The 24,521-nt window shown below is 65.0% G+C and carries 21 protein-coding genes; 13 read left to right on the top strand and 8 right to left on the bottom strand.

All coding sequences use genetic code 11. The features are described from left to right. Positions 1-98 precede the first annotated feature (98 nt). Both K3F49_RS09825 and K3F49_RS09820 read right to left on the bottom strand, forming a co-directional pair. Complete coding sequence (locus tag K3F49_RS09825) at positions 99-1,295, bottom strand: acetyl-CoA C-acyltransferase (protein ID WP_234680729.1); 1,197 nt, start codon at positions 1,293-1,295, stop codon at positions 99-101. Positions 1,296-1,429: 134 nt separating this feature from the next. After that, positions 1,430-2,200 (bottom strand): enoyl-CoA hydratase, encoded by a 771-nt coding sequence (locus K3F49_RS09820; protein ID WP_234680728.1) that lies wholly within the window; start codon positions 2,198-2,200, stop codon positions 1,430-1,432. Between the two features lie 153 nt (positions 2,201-2,353). On the opposite strand from K3F49_RS09820, the gene K3F49_RS09815 reads away from it, so the two are divergent. Beyond that, a complete protein-coding gene (locus K3F49_RS09815; protein ID WP_234680727.1) occupies positions 2,354-2,893 on the top strand; it encodes a PaaI family thioesterase in 540 nt (179 codons plus the stop codon). Positions 2,894-2,952: 59 nt separating this feature from the next. After that, the gene (locus K3F49_RS09810) at positions 2,953-3,573 is read left to right on the top strand and encodes a TetR/AcrR family transcriptional regulator (protein ID WP_234680726.1); all 621 of its coding nucleotides are present in this window, start codon (positions 2,953-2,955) and stop codon (positions 3,571-3,573) included. 54 nt (positions 3,574-3,627) lie between these two features. On the opposite strand, the gene K3F49_RS09805 is transcribed toward K3F49_RS09810, so the two are convergent. Next, positions 3,628-4,536: a LysR family transcriptional regulator gene (locus K3F49_RS09805; RefSeq protein ID WP_234680725.1), complete on the bottom strand. Its 909-nt coding sequence runs from the start codon at positions 4,534-4,536 to the stop codon at positions 3,628-3,630. 102 nt (positions 4,537-4,638) lie between these two features. Between K3F49_RS09805 and K3F49_RS09800 the strand changes: the two genes are divergently transcribed. The 8 genes from K3F49_RS09800 (at position 4,639) to K3F49_RS09765 (ending at position 13,941) form a co-directional block, all read left to right on the top strand. Beyond that, the gene (locus K3F49_RS09800) at positions 4,639-6,135 is read left to right on the top strand and encodes a CoA-acylating methylmalonate-semialdehyde dehydrogenase (protein WP_234680724.1); all 1,497 of its coding nucleotides are present in this window, start codon (positions 4,639-4,641) and stop codon (positions 6,133-6,135) included. Positions 6,136-6,253: 118 nt separating this feature from the next. Beyond that, complete coding sequence (locus K3F49_RS09795; RefSeq protein WP_234680723.1) at positions 6,254-7,399, top strand: isobutyryl-CoA dehydrogenase; 1,146 nt, start codon at positions 6,254-6,256, stop codon at positions 7,397-7,399. Then, the gene (locus tag K3F49_RS09790; protein ID WP_234680722.1) at positions 7,396-8,463 is read left to right on the top strand and encodes an enoyl-CoA hydratase/isomerase family protein; all 1,068 of its coding nucleotides are present in this window, start codon (positions 7,396-7,398) and stop codon (positions 8,461-8,463) included. Before K3F49_RS09795 ends, K3F49_RS09790 begins: the two co-directional genes overlap by 4 nt. Positions 8,464-8,489: 26 nt before the next feature. After that, positions 8,490-9,380 carry a 3-hydroxyisobutyrate dehydrogenase gene (gene mmsB, locus K3F49_RS09785; protein WP_234680721.1) on the top strand — a complete coding sequence of 297 codons (891 nt, stop codon included), beginning with the start codon at positions 8,490-8,492 and terminating at the stop codon, positions 9,378-9,380. After that, the gene (locus tag K3F49_RS09780) at positions 9,380-11,095 is read left to right on the top strand and encodes an AMP-binding protein (protein ID WP_234680720.1); all 1,716 of its coding nucleotides are present in this window, start codon (positions 9,380-9,382) and stop codon (positions 11,093-11,095) included. Before mmsB ends, K3F49_RS09780 begins: the two co-directional genes overlap by 1 nt. 6 nt (positions 11,096-11,101) lie before the next feature. Further along, the gene (locus K3F49_RS09775; protein ID WP_234680719.1) at positions 11,102-11,581 is read left to right on the top strand and encodes a MaoC family dehydratase; all 480 of its coding nucleotides are present in this window, start codon (positions 11,102-11,104) and stop codon (positions 11,579-11,581) included. Between the two features lie 231 nt (positions 11,582-11,812). Continuing rightward, entirely contained in the window at positions 11,813-12,730 is a 918-nt protein-coding gene (locus tag K3F49_RS09770) for an SDR family NAD(P)-dependent oxidoreductase (RefSeq protein ID WP_234680718.1), read from the top strand. Further along, the gene (locus K3F49_RS09765) at positions 12,727-13,941 is read left to right on the top strand and encodes a BaiN/RdsA family NAD(P)/FAD-dependent oxidoreductase (protein ID WP_276575372.1); all 1,215 of its coding nucleotides are present in this window, start codon (positions 12,727-12,729) and stop codon (positions 13,939-13,941) included. Before K3F49_RS09770 ends, K3F49_RS09765 begins: the two co-directional genes overlap by 4 nt. Before the next feature lie 120 nt (positions 13,942-14,061). On the opposite strand, the gene K3F49_RS09760 is transcribed toward K3F49_RS09765, so the two are convergent. Genes K3F49_RS09760 through K3F49_RS09750 form a run of 3 tightly spaced genes read right to left on the bottom strand, consistent with a single transcriptional unit; the run spans position 14,062 to position 17,450 of the window. After that, entirely contained in the window at positions 14,062-15,141 is a 1,080-nt protein-coding gene (locus K3F49_RS09760; protein WP_234680716.1) for a D-TA family PLP-dependent enzyme, read from the bottom strand. A gap of 3 nt (positions 15,142-15,144) precedes the next feature. Further along, positions 15,145-16,956 (bottom strand): ABC-F family ATP-binding cassette domain-containing protein, encoded by a 1,812-nt coding sequence (locus K3F49_RS09755; RefSeq protein WP_234680715.1) that lies wholly within the window; start codon positions 16,954-16,956, stop codon positions 15,145-15,147. A 2-nt stretch (positions 16,957-16,958) separates the two neighbouring features. Continuing rightward, positions 16,959-17,450 (bottom strand): YaiI/YqxD family protein, encoded by a 492-nt coding sequence (locus tag K3F49_RS09750; RefSeq protein WP_234680714.1) that lies wholly within the window; start codon positions 17,448-17,450, stop codon positions 16,959-16,961. A gap of 106 nt (positions 17,451-17,556) precedes the next feature. Here K3F49_RS09750 and K3F49_RS09745 point away from each other — a divergent pair, with 106 nt between their 5' ends. Continuing rightward, on the top strand, positions 17,557-18,357 hold the full coding sequence (locus tag K3F49_RS09745; RefSeq protein ID WP_234680713.1) for a hypothetical protein: 801 nt from the start codon (positions 17,557-17,559) through the stop codon (positions 18,355-18,357). Positions 18,358-18,360: 3 nt separating this feature from the next. On the opposite strand, the gene K3F49_RS09740 is transcribed toward K3F49_RS09745, so the two are convergent. Further along, on the bottom strand, positions 18,361-20,730 hold the full coding sequence (locus K3F49_RS09740; protein WP_234680712.1) for a xanthine dehydrogenase family protein molybdopterin-binding subunit: 2,370 nt from the start codon (positions 20,728-20,730) through the stop codon (positions 18,361-18,363). Positions 20,731-20,941: 211 nt separating this feature from the next. On the opposite strand from K3F49_RS09740, the gene K3F49_RS09735 reads away from it, so the two are divergent. Both K3F49_RS09735 and K3F49_RS09730 read left to right on the top strand, forming a co-directional pair. Next, positions 20,942-22,012, top strand: coding sequence for a Ppx/GppA phosphatase family protein (locus tag K3F49_RS09735; RefSeq protein WP_234680711.1), 1,071 nt, complete (start codon positions 20,942-20,944; stop codon positions 22,010-22,012). A 1-nt stretch (position 22,013) separates the two neighbouring features. After that, positions 22,014-22,700, top strand: a complete 687-nt coding sequence (locus tag K3F49_RS09730; RefSeq protein ID WP_234680710.1) for an RlmE family RNA methyltransferase — start codon at positions 22,014-22,016, stop codon at positions 22,698-22,700. An 84-nt stretch (positions 22,701-22,784) separates the two neighbouring features. On the opposite strand, the gene K3F49_RS09725 is transcribed toward K3F49_RS09730, so the two are convergent. Then, positions 22,785-24,446: an amidohydrolase gene (locus tag K3F49_RS09725; RefSeq protein WP_452101017.1), complete on the bottom strand. Its 1,662-nt coding sequence runs from the start codon at positions 24,444-24,446 to the stop codon at positions 22,785-22,787. Positions 24,447-24,521: the final 75 nt, after the last annotated feature.

Genomic DNA, 24,521 nt, shown 5'->3' with positions numbered 1-24,521 from the left:
TTGGCGGGTTTTGGGAGACCCGCGTCGTTATTGCACTCTGGCACGAAAACGGGAAGTCTGAAATGACAGACTTCCCTCAATTCAGGACATCGCGACCGCTACTGCGCGAGACGCTCCACCGCGATCGCGGTGGCCTCGCCGCCGCCGATGCACAGCGCCGCGACGCCGCGCTTGACGTTGTTGGCCTCGAGCGCATGCAGCAGTGTCACGATCAGCCGCGCACCGGTGGCGCCGATGGGATGACCGAGCGCGCAGGCGCCGCCATTGATGTTCAGCTTTTCGCGGGGAATGCCGAGATCGCGCTGCGCTGCCATCGCGACGACAGCGAACGCTTCGTTGATCTCAAAGAGATCGACATCGCCTGCGCTCCAGCCGACCTTGTCGAGCAGCTTGCGGATCGCCGGGATCGGCGCCGTGGTGAACCATTGCGGCTCCTGGCTGTGGGTGGCGTGGCCCCTGATCACCGCCAATGCCGGCAGGCCGTTGCGATCGGCGAGCGACCGTTTCGTCAGCACCAGCGCGGCGGCGCCGTCCGCGTTGGCGGAGGAGGCCGCGGGCGTGATGGTGCCGCTGGCGCGGAACGCCGGCTTCAATCCGGGAATCTTTGCGGGATCGACCTTCAGCGGGTGCTCGTCATTGGCAATCACGCGCGGCCCGGCCTTCTCGGTCAGCGTGATCGGCGCGATCTCAGCCTTGAACGCGCCGCCCTCGACCGCCTTGCGTGCGCGGCCCAGCGTTTCCATCGCGTAGGCGTCCTGGTCCTTGCGGGTGAACTGATAGGCTTCGGCCGTGGCTTCGCCGAAATCGCCCATGGAGCGGCCGGTCTCGTAAGCGTCCTCGAGACCGTCCATCATCATGTGGTCGATGATGCGGTCGTGCCCGGCGCGATAGCCGCCGCGTGCCTTCGCCAGCAGATACGGCGCGTTGCTCATGCTCTCCATGCCGCCGGAGACGACGATCTCGGCCGAGCCGGCGCGGATGATGTCGTGCGCCAGCATGGTCGCCTTCATGCCGGAGCCGCAGACCTTGTTGACTGTGGTCGCCCCGGTGGCGTCTGGGAGACCAGCGCTACGCGCCGCCTGCCGGGCCGGCGCCTGGCCCTGGCCGGCCGGCAGCACGCAGCCCATGAAGACTTCGTCTATCTTCTCAGGAGCAAGCTTGGCGCGTTCCAGCGCCGCATTGATCACATGCGATCCGAGCTTGTGCGCGGCGAGCGGCGACAGCTCGCCCATGAAGCGGCCGAGCGGGGTGCGGGCGGCGGAGACGATGACGACGGGATCGGTGGCTTCGGCCATGACAAGACTCCCTGGCGATGACAATTGAGATTATGGTCATCATATGATGCGGCGCAAAAAATGCAACCGCGCCCGGCATGAGAAATTGTCGTGGCTCGGATGAGAATTGATCGTCCGATCGGAGGAGCGGCTAGTTACCGCTTCCTGTTCACAAACGCCTGCATCAGCCGCGTCGGCTCGTCGGTCAGAAACGATTCGCCGAACACCTTGACACTGAGGTTCACCGACTCCGTCAGCGGCAGTTCCTCCCATTGCCGCAGCAGCGCCTTCTGCGAGCGCAGCGCCTCGGGGCCGCATTCGAGCAGCGCCGTTACGAGGTGCTCGATCTCGGCATCCAGTCCGTCGGCCGGCGCGATCTTGTCGATCAGGCCCCAGGCCAGCGCCGTCGGCGCGTCGATATTCTCCGCGGTCATCACCAGCCAGCGCGCGCGGGCCCAGCCGATCAGCCGCGGCAACAGCGCGGCGTGGATCACCGAGGGGATGCCGACGCGCACCTCGGGCATGCCGAAATGCGCATCATGCGCGGCGATGCGGAAGTCGCAGGCCGCCGCGACCTCGAGGCCGCCACCGAGGCACCAGCCGGGCATGCGCGCAATCACGGGGGCAGGGAACTGGCGCACGGCTTCGCAGAGATCGCGCAGGCGGCTGATGAACGCTTCGGCCGATTTCTGGTCGAGCTTCGCCATCTCCTTGATGTCGGCGCCCCCGATCATGCTCTTCTCGCTCTGGCCGCGCAGCACGACGATTCGAATGCTGCGGTCAGACGAGAGCCGCTGCAGGCCTTCGCGCACTGCATCGGTCACGGGCGAGCCCAGAATATTCAGCGAGCCGGCATTGCAGATCGCGACATGAACGATGCCGCGCGCATCGCGCGTCACGCCGCAGTGGTTGTTGAGCATTTCCATCGTGGGATCTCGAAGGTTTGGTGGACAGGCGCGAGGCGCGCGCGTCGGGATGACTTCGGAGCCGAAATGCCTCCCTTGTCAAGCGGTTGGGGCGGAGTTGCCAGCGCGAAGTCCGCGGCATAGTATGATGCAAATCATACAAAGAGACAGCCCATGACCGAACCCGCTCAACTCGATCTGTTTTCGCCCGCGCTGCGGCGCGAGCGGGTGGTGGACTGGCAGGTGCCTGCGCCGGTTGCAAAGGTGGCGATGGGCTTATCCGGCATCGACGCCATGCTGGGCATCCGTGACGGCCGGCTGCCGCCGCCGCCCTTCGCAAAGCTGATCGGTTTCATCTTGGCCGTGGTCGAGCCGGGTCGGATCGTGATGGAACTGGAGCCGCGCGAGGACCTCGAAAATACCATCGGCCTTCTGCATGGGGCGACCGCCGCTGCGCTCCTCGACACCGCCATGGGCTGCGCGATTTCGACGCGGCTGGAGGCCGGGCAGGGATCGGTTACCCTCGATCTGAAGATGACCTTCCTGCGCCCGCTGTCGGTTCGTTCCGGACTGATCTCGGCCGAAGGCAAGATCATCAAATTGGGGCGCCAGACCAGCTACACCGAAGGCTTCGTGCGCGACGGCAAGGGCGCCCTCGCAGTCCATGCGACTGCAACCTTTTCCATGATTGGCAACAATTTTACCGGGAATTAATGCGCCGCCGGACCGATATACGTGTTATGAGATGACCTCCGACATCCAATGAGAGCCGCATGCGCTATTCTCGGGAACACAAGCAGGAAACCCACGACCGCATCGTGAAGAAGGCGTCCGTGCGGCTGCGCGAAAAGGGAGCCCACGGTATCGGCGTCGCCGACCTCATGAAGGAAGCGGGCCTGACCCATGGCGGCTTCTACGCGCATTTCGATTCCCGCGAGGCGCTGGTGATCGAGGCATTCGCCTACGCCATGGACCGCTCGATGGAGCACTGGCGCAAGCAGTCCGATCAGGTCGCGCCCGAGAAGCAGCTCGCCCAGATCGTCGATACTTATCTTTCGGCGCTCCATCGCGACAATCCCGGCCATGGCTGCTCGATCCCGGCGCTCGGCGCCGAGATCGCCCGCGAGAGCCCGAAGACGCGAAAAGCCTTCGCCGGCAAGCTCGACGAGATGGTCGAGATGATGACCGACTTCATCCCCAATTTGCCGCGCAAGGCCGCGCGCAAGCAGGCGATTGCCACGCTGGCCACGATGGCCGGCACCATGCTGCTGGCACGCATCGCGGGTTCGAGCGAGCTGTCGGACGAGGTGCTGAAGGCGGGCAAGGACAGTGCGCTGGAGGGCGCAAAGCGCGAGCCTGCGAAGCTTGCGCCGGCCAAGAAGAAGCAGAACTAGGCGAGACGCCGTAGGTGGGCAAAGCGAAGCGTGCCCACCTACGAGACCGTCTTTTCACCGCCCCGCAAACAACGCTCGCTCACGCTCCACGATCTCGCCGATATAATCGGCCACCGCCCGGATACGCGCGAGATCCTTGCTGTCGGCGTGCATCAGCATCCAGAACGTCCGCGTGATCGAAACTTCCTCGGGCAGCACCGCGACGAGCTGCGGATAGTCGCTCGCCATGAAGTGCGGCAGCACCGCGATGCCGAAGCCGGCAAGAGTGGCGTTGAGCTGCGCGATCAGATTGGCACTGCGCAAGCGTGCCGAGATCCGCGGTGACACCTGCGGCAGATAGTCCAGCTCGGGTGTGAACAGGAGCTCCTCGATGTAGCCGACGAAGCGGTGCTGTGGCAGCACTTCGCGCGAAACGATCTTCGGGAAGCGGTCGAGATAGCTGGGCGCGGCATAGAGCCCAAGGCGGTAGTCGAGCAGCTTGCGCCCGACGATGCGGCCTTCCTTCGGCATGGTCAGGCTGATCGCGATATCGGCCTCGCGCTTGGAGAGACTGAACAGCCGCGCGGTGGCTACAAGTTGCAGATCGAGGTCGGGATAGCGGTCGGCGAAGGGCGCCAGCCGCGGCGCCAGGAAAGCGGTACCGAACCCGTCGGGCGCGCCGATCCGCACCGTGCCGGTCAGCCGCGCCACGGAGCCGCCGACCTGCTCCTGGTTGGCGACGATGGTCGATTCCATCGCCTCGGCGCTGTCGGCGACGCGCTGGCCGGCCTCGGTGAGGAGATAGCCGGTCTTGCGCCGGTCAAACAGCTTGGCCGAGAGGTGCTTCTCCAGCCGGTCGACGCGGCGGATCACCGTGGCATGGTCGACGCCAAGCTGTTTTGCCGCAGCCGACACCGAGCCGCCCCGCACGATGGCCAGCACGAAGCGGAAGTCGTCCCAGTCGATGTGACCTTGATCCAGCATTTTCGCACATCTATGGTGCATTATCTCAGACTTGAATCCTATAAAATGCAGGTCGATAGGATTTGTCAAAGCGATCAAGCTCGGACTTAGGGAGTTCATTCCATGCGCGCAGTCGGACATTTCATCGGTGGCAAGGAGGTCAAGGGCACCTCGGGGCGCACGGCCGACGTTTTCGAGCCGATGACGGGCGACGTCCAGGCCAAGGTCGCGCTGGCGTCCAAGGCTGAAGTCCGCGCCGCCGTGGAAAACGCCCGTGCCGCGCAGCCGGAATGGGCCGCGACCAATCCGCAGCGGCGCGCCCGCATCATGACGAAATTCGTCGAGCTGGTGCAGCGCGATTACGACAAGCTCGCCGAGCTGCTCGCGCGCGAGCACGGCAAGACCGTGCCCGACGCCAAGGGCGACATCCAGCGCGGCCTCGAAGTGGCCGAGTTCGCCTGCGGCATCCCGCATCTGATGAAGGGCGAATACACCGAAGGCGCCGGCCCCGGCATCGACATCTATTCGCTGCGCCAGCCGCTCGGCGTCGTCGCCGGCATCACGCCGTTCAATTTTCCGGCGATGATCCCGATGTGGAAATTCGCTCCCGCGATCGCCTGCGGCAACGCCTTCATCCTCAAGCCGTCCGAGCGTGATCCCGGCGTGCCGATGATGCTCGCCGCGCTGATGATCGAGGCGGGCCTGCCGGCCGGCATCCTCAACGTCGTCAACGGCGACAAGGAAGCGGTCGACGCTATCCTCGACGATCCCGATATCAAAGCCGTGGGCTTTGTCGGCTCCACGCCGATTGCGCAGTACATCTATGAGCGCGCCGCACAGACCGGCAAGCGCTGCCAGTGCTTCGGCGGTGCCAAGAACCACGCCATCATCATGCCGGACGCCGACATGGACCAGGCGGTCGACGCGTTGATCGGCGCGGGTTACGGCTCGGCCGGCGAACGCTGCATGGCGGTTTCGGTCGCCGTACCCGTCGGCAAGACCACCGCGGACCGCCTCATGGAAAAGCTGATCCCGCGCGTCGAGTCGCTCAAGATCGGCACCTCGATCGATCCGTCCGCCGATTACGGTCCGCTGGTGACCCGCGAGGCGGTCGAGAAGGTCAAGGGCTACATCGACATCGGCCTCAAGGAGGGCGCGACGCTCGCCGTCGACGGCCGCGGCTTCAAGATGCAGGGCTACGAGAACGGCTTCTATCTCGGCGGCTCGCTGTTCGACAACGTCACCAAGGACATGCGGATCTACAAGGAAGAGATCTTTGGTCCCGTGCTCTCGGTCGTGCGCGCGCACGACTACAAGGAAGCGCTGGCGCTGCCGTCCGACCATGATTACGGCAACGGCGTTGCCATCTTCACCCGCGACGGTGACGCTGCGCGCGACTTCGCGGCCAAGGTCAATGTCGGAATGGTCGGCATCAACGTGCCGATCCCGGTGCCGATCGCCTATTACACCTTCGGCGGCTGGAAGAAGTCGGGCTTCGGCGATCTCAACCAGCACGGTCCGGACTCGATCCGCTTCTACACCAAGACCAAGACGGTGACCTCGCGCTGGCCGTCCGGCGTCAAGGAAGGTGCGGAGTTCTCGATCCCGACGATGAAGTAATCTCCTCGACCGTCATTGCGAGGAGCGTAGCGACGAAGCAATCCAGCATCTTTCCGCGGGGGCAGTCTGGATTGCTTCGCTTCGCTCGCAATGACGAGAGAAAAATGAGCAGCCTACTATGCAGTTCGCTCTGAACGAGGATCAAGTCGCGGTTCGCGACATGGCGTTGGCGTTCGCTGCGGAGAAGATCGCGCCGCACGCGCTGCGCTGGGACGAGGAGAAGCATTTCCCCGTCGACGTGATGCGCGAGGCCGCCACGCTCGGCATGGGCGGCATCTACATCCGCGAGGATGTCGGCGGCTCCGCCATGACCCGTTTCGACGCGGCGCTGATTTTTGAGGCGCTGGCGACGGGCTGTCCTACCACCTCGGCCTTCATCTCCATCCACAACATGGCGTCCTGGATGATCGATGCCTTCGGCAGCGACACCCAGCGCCACACATGGTTGCCAAAGCTCTGCACCATGGAGCTGATCGCAAGCTATTGCCTGACCGAGCCGGGAGCAGGCTCCGATGCGGCCGCACTGCGCACCCGCGCGGTGCGCGACGGCGATCACTATGTTCTCAACGGCCAGAAACAATTCATCTCCGGCGCCGGCGGCACCGATCTCCTGGTCGCGATGGTCAGGACCGGCGGCGATGGCCCCGGCGGCATCTCGACCCTCGTCATCGACGGCAAGACGCCGGGCGTGTCCTTCGGTGCCAATGAGCGCAAGATGGGCTGGAACGCGCAGCCGACCCGCGCCGTGATCTTCGAGAACGCGCGCGTGCCGGTCGCCAATCGCCTGAGCGAAGAGGGCGTTGGCTTCAAGATCGCGATGGCCGGCCTCGACGGCGGCCGTCTCAACATCACGGCGTGTTCTCTTGGTGGGGCCCAAACTGCGCTCGACAAGGCGCGCTCTTACATGAAAGAGCGCAAGGCGTTCGGAAAGCGGCTCGACGAATTCCAGGCGCTGCAATTCAAGCTCGCTGACATGGCGACCGAGCTCGAGGCCGCACGCACGTTCCTGTGGCGAGCCGCCGCCGCGCTGGACCGGAAAGATCCTGACGCCACCATGCTCTGCGCGATGGCAAAACGCTTCGGGACCGATGTCGGTTTCGAGGTCGCCAACCATGCGCTGCAGCTTCACGGCGGCTACGGCTATCTCAGCGAATACGGCATCGAGAAGATCGTTCGCGATTTGCGCGTGCACCAGATCCTCGAAGGCACCAACGAAATCATGCGGCTCATCGTGGCGCGCAAACTGATCGAGGGCGCGCGATGAGTTCGGTGGAAGAGGGCGATCTCATCGTTCGCCGCGAGGGCGCGGCGGGCGTGATCCGGCTCAACCGTCCGAAGGCGATCAACGCCATGACGCTGGAGATGTCGGAAGGCATCGACGCAGCGCTGGATCGCTTCGAGAAGGATCCCGAAATCGCTCTGATCATTCTAGAGGGGGCCGGCGAGCGTGGTCTCTGCGCCGGCGGCGACATCCGCGGACTCTGGGAGAGCTCGCGCGAAGGCGGTGATCTCGGTGCCCGGTTCTGGCGCCAGGAATACGTCATGAATGCGCGGATCGCGAAGTATCCGAAGCCGTACGTGGCGTTCATGGATGGTCTTGTGATGGGCGGCGGTGTCGGCCTGTCCGGCCACGCCAGCCATCGAATCGTCACTGATCGCACCAAGCTCGCGATGCCCGAGGTTGGGCTTGGTTTTTTTCCTGATGTCGGCGGCACCTGGTTGCTGTCGCGCTCGCCCGGCGAGATCGGCACTTATTTCGGCCTCACCGGCCAGACCATGAATGGTCCTGACGCGATCCATGCAAAATTTGCGGACGCTGTGGTGCCGGCGGCCAAGTGGCCGGAGCTGCGCGAGGCGCTGACCAGGGTTCGCCAGGATGTGACCGCGGCCGACGTCAGCAAGCTGATCAACAGTTTTGCGACCGGCGATGCCGCGGGTCCGGTGGCCGCGAAAGAGCCGATCATCGATGCATTGTTCGGCTTTGACCGCATGGAAGACATCTTCAATGCACTGAGGCGCGACGGTTCCGAGTTCGCCCTGGCCACGCTGAAGACGCTCAACGAAAAATCGCCGCGCGGCATGGTGGTGACGCTGAAGCTGCTGCGGCTGGCGCGTGGCGCGTCGAGCCTGGAAGAATGCCTGGTGCGCGAATATCGCGCGGCGTGCGAAGTGTTCCGCAGTGATGACTTCCGCGAGGGCGTGCGCGCCGCCGTGATTGACAAGGACCGCAATCCGACCTGGTCGCCGCCTCGGATCGAGGATGTGACGCCACAGATGCTGGCGCCGTATCTCGCCGAGATCGGCGCCGACGAGCTGAAGTTCAACTAACAACGCTACAAGCGGAGGAAACGACAATGGCCACGATCGCATTCATCGGTCTCGGCAACATGGGTGGCCCGATGGCCGCCAATCTGGTCAAGGCCGGCCACAAGGTGGTGGCGTTCGATCTCGCCGAGGCGTCGCGCAATCAGGCCAAGATCGATGGCGCCGGCATCGCTGACAGTGCGGCGGGCGCAGTGAAGGGCGCCGACGTGGTCGTCACCATGCTCCCCGCAGGCAAGCACGTGCTCGGCGTCTGGAACGAGGTCGTTCCCGCCATGGCCAAGGGCGCGCTGATCATCGACAGCTCCACCATCGACGTCGAAAGCGCGCGTCAGGCGCATGCGCTGGCGGCCAAGCACGGCGTGCTTTCGGTCGACGCGCCGGTGTCGGGTGGCACCGGCGGAGCCAGGGGCGCGACGCTCACCTTCATGTGTGGTGGCGAAGAGGGCGCGTTCGCGGCGGCCAAGCCCGTGCTTGAGAAGATGGGCAAAAAGATCGTGCATTGCGGCGGCGCCGGCGCGGGCCAGGCGGCAAAGATCTGCAACAACATGATCCTCGGCATTTCCATGATCGCGGTGAGCGAGGCCTTTGCGCTCGGCGAAAAGCTCGGCCTCTCGCACCAGGCGCTGTTCGACGTCGCCTCGACCTCGTCGGGCCAGTGCTGGTCGCTCACGACCTATTGCCCGGTTCCGGGCCCGGTGCCGACCTCGCCGGCCAACAACGACTACAAGCCGGGCTTTGCCTCGGCGTTGATGGTGAAGGACCTGACCCTGGCACAGGATGCCGCGAGGGCCGCGGGCGCCGCAACGCCGCTCGGCCAGCATGCGCAGGAGATTTACCAGGCCTTCGACAAGGCGGGTCAGGGCGGGGTGGATTTTTCCGGAATTATCAAGCACGTTAGGGAGCTAGCCGGGAAAGCTTGATGACGACATTTCAGGAAGCGCGCGCGTTTCTGCTGCACAACCGCACGGATTACGAGACAGCGGTCAGGGATTTCCGCTGGCCCGATCCGGTTCCCTTCAACTGGGCGCTCGACTGGTTCGACGAGCTGGCGAAAGATGCGGAAGCCAGGGACCGTCCCGCGCTCTGGATTGTCGATGCGGCGCAGGACAAGCAGACAAAACTGTCCTTCGCGACGCTCTCGAAGCGCTCCAACCAGGTCGCAAATTTCCTCCGCGCACAAGGCCTGAAACGCGGCGATCATCTCCTGCTGCTGCTCGGCAATGTGGTGCCGCTGTGGGAGACGATGCTGGCGGCGATGAAGCTCGGGGTCGTCGTGATCCCCGCGACCACGCTGCTCACGGCCGAGGAGCTGCGCGACCGGCTCGATCGAGGCAAGGCGAAGGCGGTGGTGGCGGCCGAAGATCAGGTCGCGAAATTCGCAAGCCTTGGTGCGGAGAACATCGTGCGTATCGTGGTCGGTGAAGCCTCCGACGGCTGGCTTGCCTATGACGGGGCGGCGAAAGCCTCTGAAGGCTTTGCCGCCGACGGCCCGACCAAGGCCGACGATCCGATGCTGCTCTATTTCACCTCGGGCACGACGGCAAAACCAAAGCTCGTGCTGCACAGCCAGCGGAGTTACCCGGTCGGCCATCTCTCGACCATGTACTGGATCGGACTGAAGCCCGGCGACGTCCATCTCAACATCTCGTCGCCCGGCTGGGCCAAGCACGCCTGGAGCTGCCTCTTCGCGCCGTGGAATGCGGGAGCGACCGTGTTCGTGGTCAATCAGCCGCGCTTCGATGCCAAGGCTCTGCTCGCCACCATCGGCCGTTGCGGCGTCACCACGCTGTGTGCGCCGCCGACGGTGTGGCGGCTGTTCATTCAGGAGAACCTTTCGGCCTTCAAGGTCGCCTTGCGCGAAGTCTGCGGCGCTGGTGAGCCGCTCAATCCGGAGGTGATCGACCAGGTGCAAGCCGCCTGGGGCCTCACCATCCGCGACGGCTACGGCCAGACCGAGACCACGGCGCTCGCCGGCAACTCGCCGGGGCAAAAGATCAAGGTCGGCTCGATGGGCCGCCCGCTGCCGGGCTATCGCGTCCAGGTCAGCGATGCCGATGGCCATCCGGCCAAGGAGGGCGAAGTGGCGCTGCTGCTGGGTGCCGATCGTCCGGCCGGATTGATGCAGGGCTATCAGGGCGACGACGGCAAGCTCTCCGGCGCCGAAGGCCAGCTCTATCGCAGCGGCGACGTCGTATTCGCTGACGACGACGGCTATCTCACCTTCGTCGGCCGATCCGACGACGTGTTCAAATCCTCCGACTATCGCATCAGTCCGTTCGAGCTGGAGAGCGTGCTGCTCGAGCACGAGCTCGTTGCGGAAGCCGCGGTGGTGCCGAGCCCCGATCCGATCCGGCTCGCGATCCCCAAGGCCTTCGTGCTGCTCACCTCGGGAGCGGAGGGAACGCCGGAGACGGCGCTCTCCATCTTCAGGCACCTGCACGCGCGGCTTGCGCCGTTCAAGCGCATCCGCCGCCTCGAAATCGTCACCGAACTGCCGAAGACGATCTCTGGCAAAATCCGCCGCGTGCAGCTACGACGGCTCGAACGCGACGATGATCGCAACGATCCGCTGCGCGGCCGGGAATTCCGCGAGGAGGATTTTCCGGAGCTGCCGAAAACAAGAAGTGAGACCTGAAGCGAAATGAACGAAATCTGGAAGAAGCCGCCGATCACGCTGGAGGCCTATCAGGCCATGGTCGGCAAGGAGATCGGCGTATCGTCCTGGCACCTGATCGATCAGCCCCGCATCGACAGCTATGCCGACGTGACCGAGGATCATCAGTTCATCCATGTCGACCCCGATAGGGCGAAGAAGGAGACGGCGTTCGGCACCACGATCGCGCACGGCTTCCTGACCATGTCGATGATGTCGGTGATGTCCTACGAAGTGATGCCGGCGATTGCGGGCACCACGATGGGCGTCAATTACGGTTTCGACAAGCTGCGCTTCATCTCGCCGGTGCGCTCGGGCAAACGCGTCCGAGGCCGTTTTGTGCTGGTGGAGGCCAAGCTGCGCAAGCCGAACGAATTGCAGACCCGCACCAACGTGACGGTGGAGATCGAAGGCGAGGATAAGCCCGCGCTGGTCGCCGACTGGCTCGGCCTGATCTATTTCGCCTGAGCCGGGCCGCCATGGCCGGGCTTGACCCGGCCATTCATCGCTGCTCAAAAGCTGTCGAATCTGGCTCGGTGCACCCTCTCCCCTTGCGGGAGAGGGTGTCGAAATCGAGCGGAGCGAGATGAAGCCGGGTGAGGGGTATCTCTCCACACGTTCATCTGCCGAGAGATACCCCTCATCCGGCGCTTCGCGCCACCTTCTCCCGCAAGGGGAGAAGGGAAGAAAGGAAACGCAATGGCAATCAGGTTCGACGGACGCGTCGCCATCGTCACCGGCGCGGGCAATGGTCTCGGAAAGGCGCACGCGCTAGGCCTCGCGAGCCGCGGCGCGAAAGTCGTCGTCAACGATTTCGGCGGCGCGCGTGACGGCACGGGCGCCTCGCTCTCTCCGGCGGAGGCCGTGGTCGAGGAGATCCGCAAAGCCGGCGGTACCGCAATGGCCGACGGTGCCGACGTTTCCAATTTCGAGCAGGTCACGGCCATGGTCGAGCGCGCCACCAAGGAATGGGGCAGCGTCGATTTGATGTGCGCCAATGCCGGCATCCTGCGCGACAAGTCGTTCGGCAAGATGGAAGCCGCCGATTTCCAGAAGGTGCTCGACGTGCACCTCGTCGGCACCTTCTATTGCTGCAAGGCGGTCTGGGCCGGCATGCGCGACCGCAATTACGGCCGCATCGTGCTGACGACCTCGTCCTCCGGCCTCTACGGCAATTTCGGCCAGGCCAATTATGGCGCGGCAAAGTCCGGCATGGTTGGTCTGATGAATGTGCTGGCCGAGGAAGGCCGCAAGACCAACATCCGCGTCAACATCATCTCGCCAACGGCGGCGACCCGCATGACCGAAGAGCTGCTGCCGCCGCAGGCGCTGCAGCTGATGAAGCCGAATGCGATCACGCCTGCGGTCGAGTACATGCTCAGCGAGGACGCGCCGACCCGCACCATCATGGGCGCGGGTGCCGGCTCCTTCGCCGTGATCAAGATTCTGGAGAGCGAAGGCATCAACCTGCCGGAGTCCGACTGGACCCCCGATGCGGTCGCCGCGCATTTCGCTGAGATCAGCGACATGTCGAAGGCCAGGGCGCTCACCGGCGCGTTCGAGCAGACGCAGAAGTATGTGGCGCAGGCCGCGGCACGGGCGGGGATCAAGCTCTGACTGACGTCGCCGTCATCGGTGCCGGTCCCGCCGGGCTGATGGCGGCGGAGGTGCTCGCGCAGAGCGGCGCCCGCGTCACCATCTACGACGCCATGCCGTCCGCAGGCCGCAAATTCCTGATGGCCGGCCGTGGCGGGCTCAATCTCACCCACAGCGAGCCGCTGCCGGATTTCCTCGCACGCTACCGGGAGGCGATGCCGCATTTACGCGCCGCGGTCGAGGCGTTTCCGCCCGACGCGCTGCGCGACTGGAGCGCCGCGCTTGGGCAGCTCACCTTTGTCGGCAGCAGCGGACGGGTGTTTCCAAAAGCCTTCAAGGCCTCGCCCTTGCTGCGCGCCTGGCTGCGGCGGCTCGATGCCGCCGGCGTGCAATTTGCGTTTCGACATCGCTGGACCGGCTGGGACGCGGAGGGCCGGCTCCAATTTCAGACATCCGATGGCGCGCTTGCCATCGATGCCAGCGCAACGGTGCTCGCGCTCGGTGGCGCGAGCTGGCCGCGGCTCGGCTCGGACGGCGCGTGGGTCGATTGTCTCGCTGCGAAGGGCGTTTCCGTCTCAAAGCTCAGGCCGGCCAATTCCGGCTTCGCGGTCGCATGGTCCGACGTGTTTCGCGACCGGTTCGAAGGCCAGCCGCTCAAGGGCGTGGCGCTGACGATCGGGGCGCACACGGTGCGCGGCGAAGCCATGATCACCCGCAGCGGCATCGAGGGCGGCGCGATTTACGCACTGTCGGCCGAGTTGCGCGAGGCGGTGCTGGGGATCGGGCAGGCCACACTGACGATCGCCTTGCGGCCCGATCTCAACGCCGACGCGCTGACCACGCGCCTCTCGGGCACGCGTGGCAAGCAATCCCTCGCGAACTTCCTGCGCAAGGCGGCGCAAGTGTCGCCGGTCGGCATTGGGTTGATGCAGGAAACAGCCATTGCATCCGGTCGGCCGCTGGCAACGCTGTCGCCTGCTGAACTAGCGCATCTGGTGAACGCGATTCCCGTCCAGCTCACTGGAGTGGCCCCGATCGATCGCGCCATCTCGACCGCGGGCGGGATCGCCTTCGATGAGCTCGACGACCATTTCATGCTGTGCAAATTGCCCGGCGTTTTCGCCGCCGGCGAGATGCTGGACTGGGAGGCCCCGACCGGCGGCTATCTGCTGCAGGCGTCGTTTGCGACGGGGGCTGCGGCGGGAACAGGTGTGCTGCGTTGGCTCGCTTGAGCCCGCTAACCACCGTCATTGCGAGCGCAGCGAAGCAATCCAGAATCCCTCCGCCGAGGTAGTCTGGATTGCTTCGTCGCAAGAGCTCCTCGCAATGACGGTCGAGGGAGCAGTGCGCCCTTACCGCAGCTTCCCCCGCGCGGCCACCGGCAGCGTGCCGATGATCTCGTCGCCGCGGACCATCACCACCTCGTCCATCATGTTGACGACGACGCAGACGTGGTTCGGCACGATGCGCACGACGTCGCCGACGTTCGGCCGGGTGTTGCTGCGGGAGAGGTCGAGGAAGCCGTGCTCCTCGGCGAGGCGTGCGATCTTGGCTTCGGGGTGTTCGAGGATCAGGCCGTGGCCGTCGAGCCCGCCGGTATCTGATGTCAGCGTCTTCGAGCCGGCATCGAGAATGCCGCGTTCGGGTGCGGCGCGGCTCACCACCGTCGAATAGATGTGCAGGGCGCAATCGTCCCAGGTGGCGGAGCCGGCTGCGACCTGCATGCGGTCGTTGTAGATGTAGGTGCCGAAGCGGTGCTCGGTGCCGCCCTTGAGCTTGCCGATGTTGACGAGGTTCGGCGTGCCGCCGGTCGAGACGATCTTGGCATCGAGCCCGTGCGCGCGCACGCCGGCCAGCGCCTCGTCGAAGAACTTCTGCGCATCGCCCCAGCCGGTCTCGGTCGGGTAGAGCATGAAGCCGGCAAACTCCAGTCCCTTGGACGCGGCGATCTCGCGCGCCAGCGCAATCGCCTCCGCCGGCGTCTCGACGCCCGCGCGCTTGCGGCCGGTATCGCACTCGACGACGACCGAGAGCGGACGGCCCGAGGCCGCGGCCGCCTTCGGCAGTCCCGCAACGACGGTCGAATTGTCGGCGGCGACCGTCATGTTGGTCTTGGCATTCAGCGCGCCGAGCCGCGCCATCTTTTCCTCGCCCAGCAGATTGTAGCTGATCAGGATGTCGTCGATGCCGGCATTGGCCATGATCTCGGCCTCGCCGATCTTCTGGCAGGTGATGCCTTTGGCGCCGGCCGCGACCTGCATCTTCGCGATGGTCGGGTTCTTGTGCGTCTTGATATGCGGCCGGTTGGCGACGCCGGCGCCGTCGCAGACCTTCTGGATTCGCGCGATGTTGCGCTCGACCTTGTCCATGTCGATGACGGCGCAGGGCGTGCCGTATTCACGGGCGATCTTGGCGGCGAGGGGAGTGGTCATGGGTTAAGCCTGCTCTATTTCTTCGCGAAGCATCTCAAGTTCGAGCCAGCGCTCTTCGGAGGCGGACAGTTCCTCATGCGCCCTGGCGATGGCGGCGGACGTGTCGTCAAACCTCTTACGGTCCTTGGCGTAGAGGTTGGGATCATCCAGCACGCGCTGCAGCTTGGCAATATCGGCGTGCAACGTTTCCATCTTCTTCGGCAGCGTCTCCAGCGCATGCTTCTCGTTGAAGCTCAGCTTCCGCTTGGACGCGGACGAGGGAGCGGCTTGCCGCTCCTCTTTCTTCTCCACGGGCGCTTGTACCTTCGCGGTCTCGCGCTTCAGGTCGGCGCCGCGTTGCGTGAGCATGTCGCTGTAGCCGCCGGCATATTCGGTCCATTTGCCGTTGCCTTCGGGCGCAATCACCGAGGTGACGATGCGATCGAGGAAGTCGCGATCATGGCTGATCAGGATGACGGTGCCCTCGTAGTCGCCGAGCATGTCTTCGAGCACGTCCAGCGTTTCGAGATCGAGATCGTTGGTCGGCTCGTCCAGCACCAAAAGGTTCGAAGGCTTGGCCAGCGCGCGGGCCAGCATCAGCCGGCCTCGCTCACCGCCGGAGAGCACTTCCACGGGCGTGCCGCGCTGCTCCTGGGCGAACAGGAAGTCCTTCATGTAGCCGACCACGTGCTTCGGCTTGCCGCCGACCATGATCTGGTCACCACGGCCGCCGGTCAGCGCCTCGGCCAGCGTCGACTTGGGATCGAGGCTTTCGCGGTGCTGGTCGAGCGTCGCCGTCTCCAGATTGGCGCCCAGCCGCAGGGTGCCCGAATCCGGTTCCGCACCGCCCGTCAGCAGATTGACCAGCGTCGTCTTGCCAGCGCCGTTGGGACCGATGATGCCGAGCCGGTCGCCGCGCTGGATGCGGGTCGAGAAACCATCGACGATGATACGGTCGCCAAAGGCCTTGGTGACGCCCTTGGCCTCGATCACCAGCTTGCCGGATTGCTCGGCTTCAGCGGCGGCGAGACTGGCGGTGCCCGCGGTGCCGCGATAGTTGCGGCGCTGGTCGCGTAGCGCATGCAGATTGCCGAGCCGCTTGACGTTGCGCTTGCGCCGGCCGGAGACGCCGTGCCGCAGCCAGTGCTCCTCGTCGACGATCTTGCGGTCGAGCTTGTGCTGGTCGCGCTCTTCTTCCGCCAGCACCTCGTCGCGCCAGCTCTCGAACGAGGCGAAGCCGCGGTCGATCTGCTTGATCTTGCCACGATCGAGCCAGGCGGTGGAGCGCGAGAGATTGGTGAGGAAGCGGCGGTCGTGGCTGATGATCACCAGCGCGCCGCGGCGGCTGTCGAGCTCCTTTTCCAGCCATTCGATCGTGGAGAGATCGAGATGGTTGGTCGGCTCGTCCAGCAGCAAGATGTCGGGCGAGGGCGCCAGCACGCGTGCGAGCGCCGCGCGGCGGGCCTCGCCGCCGGAGACGTTGGCCGGGTTCTCGTTGCCGGTGAGTCCAAGCTGCTCGACCAGGTAACGTGCCTGGTACGGATCGTCACCCGGTGCGAGCCCCGCTTCGACATAAGCGAGCGTGGTCTTGTGGTTGCCGAAATCAGGCTCCTGCGGCAAATAGCGAACCGTCGCGCCGGGCTGCACGAAGCGCGTGCCGCCGTCGGGCTCGACGATGCCGGCCGCGATCTTCAGCAGCGTCGACTTGCCGGAGCCATTGCGGCCGATCAGGCAGACGCGCTCGGATGGTGCGACATTGAGCTCGACGCCGCTCAAAAGCGGCGTGCCGCCAAAGGTCAGCTTGATGTCTTTGAGTTGGATCAGCGGCGGCGCCATGACTAACCCTGGCTTGTTGCGGCCTGATCGGCGCGGCGGCGCTGGATCCGGCGCAGCGTCTGGTCGAGCGCCGAGAGGAAGGTGGAACGGTCGCGTGGGGCGAACGAGCGTGGGCCGCCGGTGACTTCGCCGGCCGAGCGCAGATCCGTCATCAGATTGCGCACCGCCAGCGTCATTCCGATCGACTCCTCCGTGAAGGGTTTGCCGTTCGGCGCGATCACGTCGGCGCCGGCTTTCACGCAGCGGCTCGCCAGCGGAATGTCCGAGGTGATGACGACGTCGCCGAGCCTGGCCCGCTCCGCGATCCAGTCGTCGGCCGCGTCCATGCCGTTACCTGCGGCGATGCGCTCGATCAGGGGATCGTGGGGCACGCGAATAAAATTGCCGGCGACCACGCTCACGGGCACGCCGTGACGGAGCGCGACGCGGTAGATTTCGTCCTTCACCGGGCAGGCGTCGGCGTCGACATAGATGCGGGTAGGGGTGTTAGTCATTCGCCGCGTGGTACCCCATTCGGGCCGCAAAGGCGAGGGGATTGACCGGTGTTCCCGCGGGCCTACGATCAGCCCTGAAACAACAAAAACACAGGGAAGGCCCGTCATGCCGAACCGGCTCGAAACCTACCGCGTCGAGGCCTACAACACCGCAAAGCAGTCCGAAAACAAGATGCACGACGACACGGTGGCGCGCCGCTTCGGCTTTTCCGGTGGCCTCGTCCCGGGCGTCGATGTGTTCGCCTACATGATGCACGTGCCGGTGGCGCGCTGGGGCCGCGATTTCCTGTCGCGCGGGCTGGTCGAGGCACGCTTCATCAAGCCGGTCTATGACGGCGAGACCGCCGATGTCGATGCGACCGAGCACAATGGCCTGCTCACGATCGAGGTCTTCAGCCGCACCGAGCTTTGCGCGACCGGAACGGCGTCGCTGCCTGCGGCAGCGCCAGTGCTGTCACCGGGCGACTATGTCGAAGTGCCCGCGGTGGCCGAGCGCAAGCCGGTCAGCCCTGATATCTTCGAGGTCGGCAAATGGCTCGGCACGACGCCGCGTCGCTGGGCCGGGCAGGATGCGACCGGCTATCTCGCCGACGTCAGAGAGACCGATCCGATTTTCGCGCGCGAGGGGCTCGGCCATCCCGGCCTGATCCAGCGCGTCATGAACCGCGTGCTGGTGGACAATACGATTCTGGGCCCGTGGATCCATGTCGGCAGCCGCATGCAGCTCTTGTCGCCCGCGCGCACCGGCGACGAGATCGTCGCGCGGGCAAAGGTGACCGCGAACTACGTGAAGAAGGGCCACCGCTTCGTCGAGTTCGACGCGCTCGTCGTGGCCAATGGCACGACGCCGCTGGCGCATTGCCGGCACACCGCGATCTACCAGCCGCGCGAGCAGGCGGCGGCGTAACTCTTACGCCGCGCCCTTCGCGTCCTGGATCGCGCGCCACACGCGCTCGGGCGTCAGCGGCATGTCGATGTGCTTGATGCCGTAGTCCGACAGCGCATCGACCACCGCGTTCACCACGGTCGAGAGGCTGCCGGCGCAGCCGGCCTCGCCGCAGCCCTTGGTGCCCAGCGGATTGCTCTTGGCCGGCACCGGATGGTCGCCGACCTCCATGAACGGCACGTCCTCGGCGCGGGGCAGCGCGTAGTCCATCAGCGAGCCCGTGATCGGCTGGCCGCTCTCGTCGTAACGAACGTGCTCCATCAGCGCCTGGCCGATGCCCTGGACCACGCCGCCGTGAAGCTGGCCCGCGACCAGCATCGGGTTGATCACGGTGCCAAAGTCGTTCGCGGCGCTGTAGCGCACGATCTGCACCACGCCGGTGTCGGGATCGACTTCGACCTCGGCGACATGGCAACCGTTCGGGAAGGCCGACGGCACCGGCTCGCTGGTGTGGTCGACGTCGAGACTGTCGGGAACGCCGTCCGGCACCTTGCCGTCATGCAGTTTCTTGGCAAGCTCCATGATGTCGATGCTGCGATCGGTGCCGGCGATGGTGAAGGCACCGTCGGCGAACTCGATGTCGGCTTCCGACGCCTCCAGCATGTGCGCGGCGGCGCGCTTGCCCTTTTCGATGACGAGGCGCGAGGACTCCACGATGGCTTGCCCGGTCGCGGTGATCGAGCGCGAGCCGCCGGTGCCGTTGCCGGTATGGACGATGTCGCTGTCGCCCTGCACGAGCTTCACGTTCTCGAAGGGCACCCCGAGCTGCGCGCACAGGACCTGCGCGAACGGGGTGGCGTGGCCCTGACCGTAGTCGAGCGTACCGGTGATCAGCTGCACGCTGCCATCGGGATCGAACACGATCTTGCCGAGCTCGGGGCTCGGCGGCGCGGTGACCTCGAGATAGGAGCCGACGGCGATGCCGCGGAGCTTGCCGGCCTTCTTGCTCTCCTTCTTGCGCTTGGCGAAATTCTCGTGGTCGGAGATTTCGAGCGCCTTGGTGAACACCGCCTGGAAGTCGCCGCTGTCATAGGTGACGCCGGAGGAGGCGGGGAAGGGCATCTGGTTCGACTTGATGAAGTTGCGCTTGCGCATCGTCAGCCGGTTGATGCCCATCTCGTCGGCGGCGCGGTCGATCAGCCGCTCCATGTAGTAGTTCGCCTCGGGGCGGCCGGCGCCGCGATAGGCGCCCATCAGCGTGGTGTTGGTCAGCACTGTCTTGATGTCGATGCCCATCAGCGGCGTGCGGTAGACGCTCGAAAAGTTCTTGCCGGTGTTGAGCGAGAGCGGGCCGGGCGCAACGCCGGTGATGTAGGCGCCGAGGTTGCCGTAACCGGAGAGCTTTGCCGCGAGGAAATGCCCCTCGGCATCGAGTGCGAGCTCGGCATGGATCTTTTGCGCACGGCCATGACTGTCGGAGAGGAAGCTCGTGGAGCGCTCGTCGAGCCACTTCACCGGACGCCCCAGCGCCTTCGCCGCGTACAGGATGCACATGTATTCGGGGTAGTTGACGTTCTTCATGCCGAAGGAGCCGCCGACATTGGCGGTGAGGATGCGCACCTTCTCGTTCGGCACCTTCAGGTTCTTGGCGAGGTTGGCACGGTTGCCAGCGACGCCCTGCGTCGGCATCTGGATGGTGTAGCGCTCGGTAGTCTTGTCGTAGGAGGCGAGCCCGACGCGCGGCTCCATCGAGACCACGGCGACGCGGGTGTTCTCGATGTCGACCTTGGTAACATGGGCGGCGCTGGCGAAAGCGGCGTTCACCTTGTCCATGTCGCCATAATGGTAGTCGAGCGCGACGTTGTTCGGGATGTGGTCGTAAAGCTGCGGCGCGCCGGGCTTGGTGGCTTCCTCGGGGTCGGTCACCGCCGGCAGCGGCTCGATATCGAGCTCGACCGCCTCGGCTGCGTCGCGCGCCTGGGCCAGCGTGTCGGCGACCACGAAGGCGACGGGGTCGCCAACGAAGCGGACCTTGTCGGTCGCGAGCGGCTGGCGGTTGGTCTGGCGCAGGGGTGAGCCGTCACGGTTCTTCAGCGGCAGGCCGCAGGTGAAGGGGCCATAGCCGGCCGCGTCGAGGTCCCTGCCGGTCCATACGCCGAGCACGCCCGGCATTGCCCTGGCGGCGTCGGTACCAATACCGCGGAGGATGCCGTGAGCATGGGTCGAGCGGACGACCACGCAATGGGCCTGGCCGGGCAGGTTGAAATCGTCGGTGTAGCGGCCCTTGCCGCGCACCAGCGTGTCGTCTTCCTTGCGGCGGACCGGCTGCCCGACGCCGTATTTTTGCAGTGCAATAGCGTTTTCGAGCGTCGAGGATTTCGTGTGTTCTTGCATGGGAATGACCTGAAAAGCCGGCAATTGCGCGTTTTGTGGGCGCCTGGGGGGACCGGACCTCATTGAAATAACCCACCGACCCGTTCACGACAACGCACGAATGGGCATGGTCCTATGTGATGCGTTGTTGCGCATACCCGCCGCGCTGCTAATGTTTCGGGCGAAAAATCAATTCCAGACCGGCCCGACCGGCCGCGGAAAGACAGTTTGTATGAATGACCACACGCGGCTCCGCGACGGCCATGGGCCGCACGGTGAGCTGGAGGGGTCGATGGCGGCGGTGGCGCTGGCCCCCGAACCGGCTGTTCCCGGGCAAGGGGGAACCAGCGTCTACGCGGCGCTGGACCTCGGTACCAACAATTGCCGGCTCCTGATCGCCTGTCCGACCAGCGATGGCTTTCGCGTGGTCGATTCCTTCTCGCGCATCATCCGGCTCGGCGAGGGCGTCTCGGCGACCGGCTCGATCAGCGAGGCCGCGATCGATCGCGCCATCGCCGCGCTGAGCATCTGCCGGGACAAGATCAATTTGCGCAAAGCCAGGCGGCTGCGGCTGATCGCGACTGAAGCCTGCCGCGCGGCCTCCAATGCGGAGGGCTTTCGCAGCCGCGTCGCGGCCGAGACCGGCATCGAGCTCGAGGTGATCGACCGCGAGACCGAGGCCTCGCTCGCCATGCTCGGCTGCTCGCCGCTGGTCGACCCGAAGGGGCGTGGCGCCATCCTGTTCGATATCGGCGGCGGCTCGACCGAGCTGGTGCGGATCGAGCGCGACGCACAAAATCCGGAGCCGCGCATCAAAGCCTGGATGTCGATTCCGCTTGGCGTCGTGACACTGGCCGAGCAGTTCGGCGGTCGCGACGTGACGCCGGAGATTTATGCTGCGATGGAGCAGGAGGTCGCCAACCATGTCGCGCCGTTCGCGGAAGCGCACGGCCGCGATCTCACCGATATGCATCTGCTCGGCACGTCGGGCACGGTGACCACGCTCGCCGGCATCCATCTCAATCTCGCGCGCTACGACCGCCGCCGCATCGACAGCATCTGGATGAACGACACCGACATCACCGCGACCGTCAACAAGCTGCTCGGCATGAGCTACGAGGACCGCGCCAACAACAGCTGCATCAGCGTCGAGCGCGCCGATCTCGTGCTGGCCGGCTGCGCCATCCTCGATGCGATCCGCCGCGCTTTCCCGCTGCCGCGCCTGCGCGTCGCCGACCGTGGCCTGCGCGAGGGCATGCTGGTCGAGATGATGCGCGAGGACGGCGCGCTCAGGGGCTGGTGAGATGGCGAAAGACACCACCGGCCGCTTGCACGTCCAGGTCAAGACCGGCGGCAAGCGCAAATTGTCGTCAAAACTCTGGCTGGAGCGGCAGCTCAACGATCCCTATGTCGTCAAGGCCAAGGCGGCGGGCTATCGCTCGCGCGCCGCGTTCAAGCTGCTCGAGATTGACGACAAATACCGGTTTCTGAAGCCCGGCATGGCCGTGGCCGATCTCGGCGCGGCCCCGGGCGGCTGGAGCCAGATCGCCGCCAAGCGCGTCGGTTCGGTCGACGGCAAGGGCAAGGTCGTCGCGATCGACCTGCTGGAGATGCCGGAGATCCCCGGCGTCGATTTCGCGCAGCTCGACTTCATGGACAATGACGCGCCCGACAAGCTTACCGCGATGCTCGGCGGTGGCGCCGACGTCGTGATGTCCGACATGGCCGCCAATACCACCGGCCACCGCAAGACCGATCAGCTCCGCATCGTCGGCCTGGTCGAGACGGCGGCTGCGTTTGCCTGCGACGTGCTCAAGCCCGGCGGCACGTTCCTGGCCAAGACGTTCCAGAGCGGCGCCGACGCCGATCTGCTCGCCCAGCTCAAGCGCGACTTTGCGACCGTGCGTCACGTCAAGCCGGCGGCGAGCCGGCAGGATTCCTCGGAACGATACGTGCTGGCGACGGGTTTTCGCGGCGTCGCGAAGGCGTAACCAGATGTCGCGACGGGCCAAAACGAGACCCTTGCGAACTTGCCGCCGATCCGGATCTCGATTGCTTTTTGGCGAAGCGACGGTTCAGCGCTGAAATACAATTTTGCCGCCAACCAGCGTCAGGTCCGCCTTAATGTCCTTGATCTGATCGTCCGGCACGGCCATGTAATCCGCGGAGAGCACCACGAAGTCGGCAAGCTTTCCGGGCTCAATCGTCCCTTTCCGCGCTTCATCGAAGGTGTAGCGCGAAGCGGCGCTGGTGTAGAGGCGCAGAGCCTGCTCGCGCGTAATGGCTTCCGCCGCGCCGTATGCGTTTCCGTTCGGGTCCTTCCTCGTCACCATGACGTACATGTTGAGGAAGGGGTTCATCGGGTTGACGGGGAAATCCGTTCCGGCGCCGAGACTGTCGAGCCCCATTTTCGCAATCAACGTCCTGGTCGGCACCGCACGGTCTGCCGTCGCCCGCCCGAGAAACCGCTCGACGGTTGCGGCCTTGTCCCACATGAAGACGTTCTGGAAATCAACGCGGACTCCGAGCTTTTGGGCACGCTCCATCTGCTCCGGCCTGATCAGACTGGCGTGGATAAGGACGAAACGGCGATCTCGTATCGATCTTTCCTTGTCGGCCGACTCGAACGCGTCGAGCACTTGGTCGATGCCGAGGTCGCCTACGACGTGCACGCCGACACGCCAGCCGTTACGATTGCAGATCGAAACAAGTTGCTTGAGCCGCTCGGGCGTCTGCTGCGAAGTGCCATGGTAGTCGTCATGTGAATCTGGATAGACGTCGCGCATCAGTGCCGTCTTCAACGTCATGCCACCATCGTAAAAAATCTTGATGCCGGCGAATTTGAGCCAATCGTCGCCGAAACCCGACGAGGCCCCGTTGCCCGACATGATTGCTTCCCACGCTGTCAGATCGGCAGGCGGCTCAGGCCGAAACATCACGCCCGTGCGCAAGGTCGCGCGTCCGGATGCTGCAAGCTGCTGCAGCGTGCGGATATCGCGGGCTTCCGTTGCGCCTTCGACCGCGCTGGTGATTCCAAAGCTGTTCAGCACGCTTTCGGCAATTGTGAACTGCCGTATCTCATCGTCTTCCGTCCAGGGTGGCACGGCCTTTTCGACCTGATCGATCGCTGTCTCGACAAGCACACCAGTCAATTCGCCCGTAGCGTCGCGCTCGAAGGATCCACCGCGCGGATCCGCAGTGGTCTTGTCGATTCCTACCTTTTGCAGTGCCATGGTGTTTGCCATGGAGAAATGCCCAACGGTGCGCAGGTAGACCGGATTGTTCGGGGCGACGCTGTCGATCTCTTGCCTCGTCAGATAGCGTTTCTCGGCGAGTTGCGACGGCGGATGCCATGCGCCGCCCACGATCCATTCGCCCGGCTTCTTCTTGGCCGCGAATGCCTTGATCGCCTCCAGCGCTTCCGCGACAGTCTTCGCCCGGCCCATAATGACGACATAGTCGCTCAGCCCAGCGGCCTTGAAATGAGTGTGAGTATCGATCAAACCGGGAATGACGGTCTTGCCGGACACATCGATCACTCGCGTCTCAGCGCCGGCAAGCGCCTTGATCGATGCGCTGCTTCCGGTCGCGAGAATCTTTCCGTCTCTGATGGCGACGGCCTCCGTCACGGTGGATCGTTCGTCCAGCGTCAGGACTTTTCCGTTGATGAGGACGAGGTCAGGGGCGTTGAAGTCTCCCTGCTGGGCTGCCGCAGGTCCCGGGCTTGCGAACCACATTCCTGCTCCGAAAACCGCGAGCGCCGCCAACCTGGACACCATTCGACCAACCCTCCATCGTGTTCAATACGCGAA

The sequence above is a fragment of the Bradyrhizobium monzae genome, from assembly GCF_021458635.1.
GTDB lineage: Bacteria > Pseudomonadota > Alphaproteobacteria > Rhizobiales > Xanthobacteraceae > Bradyrhizobium.
This window is presented reverse-complemented; position numbering and strand designations above follow the sequence as displayed.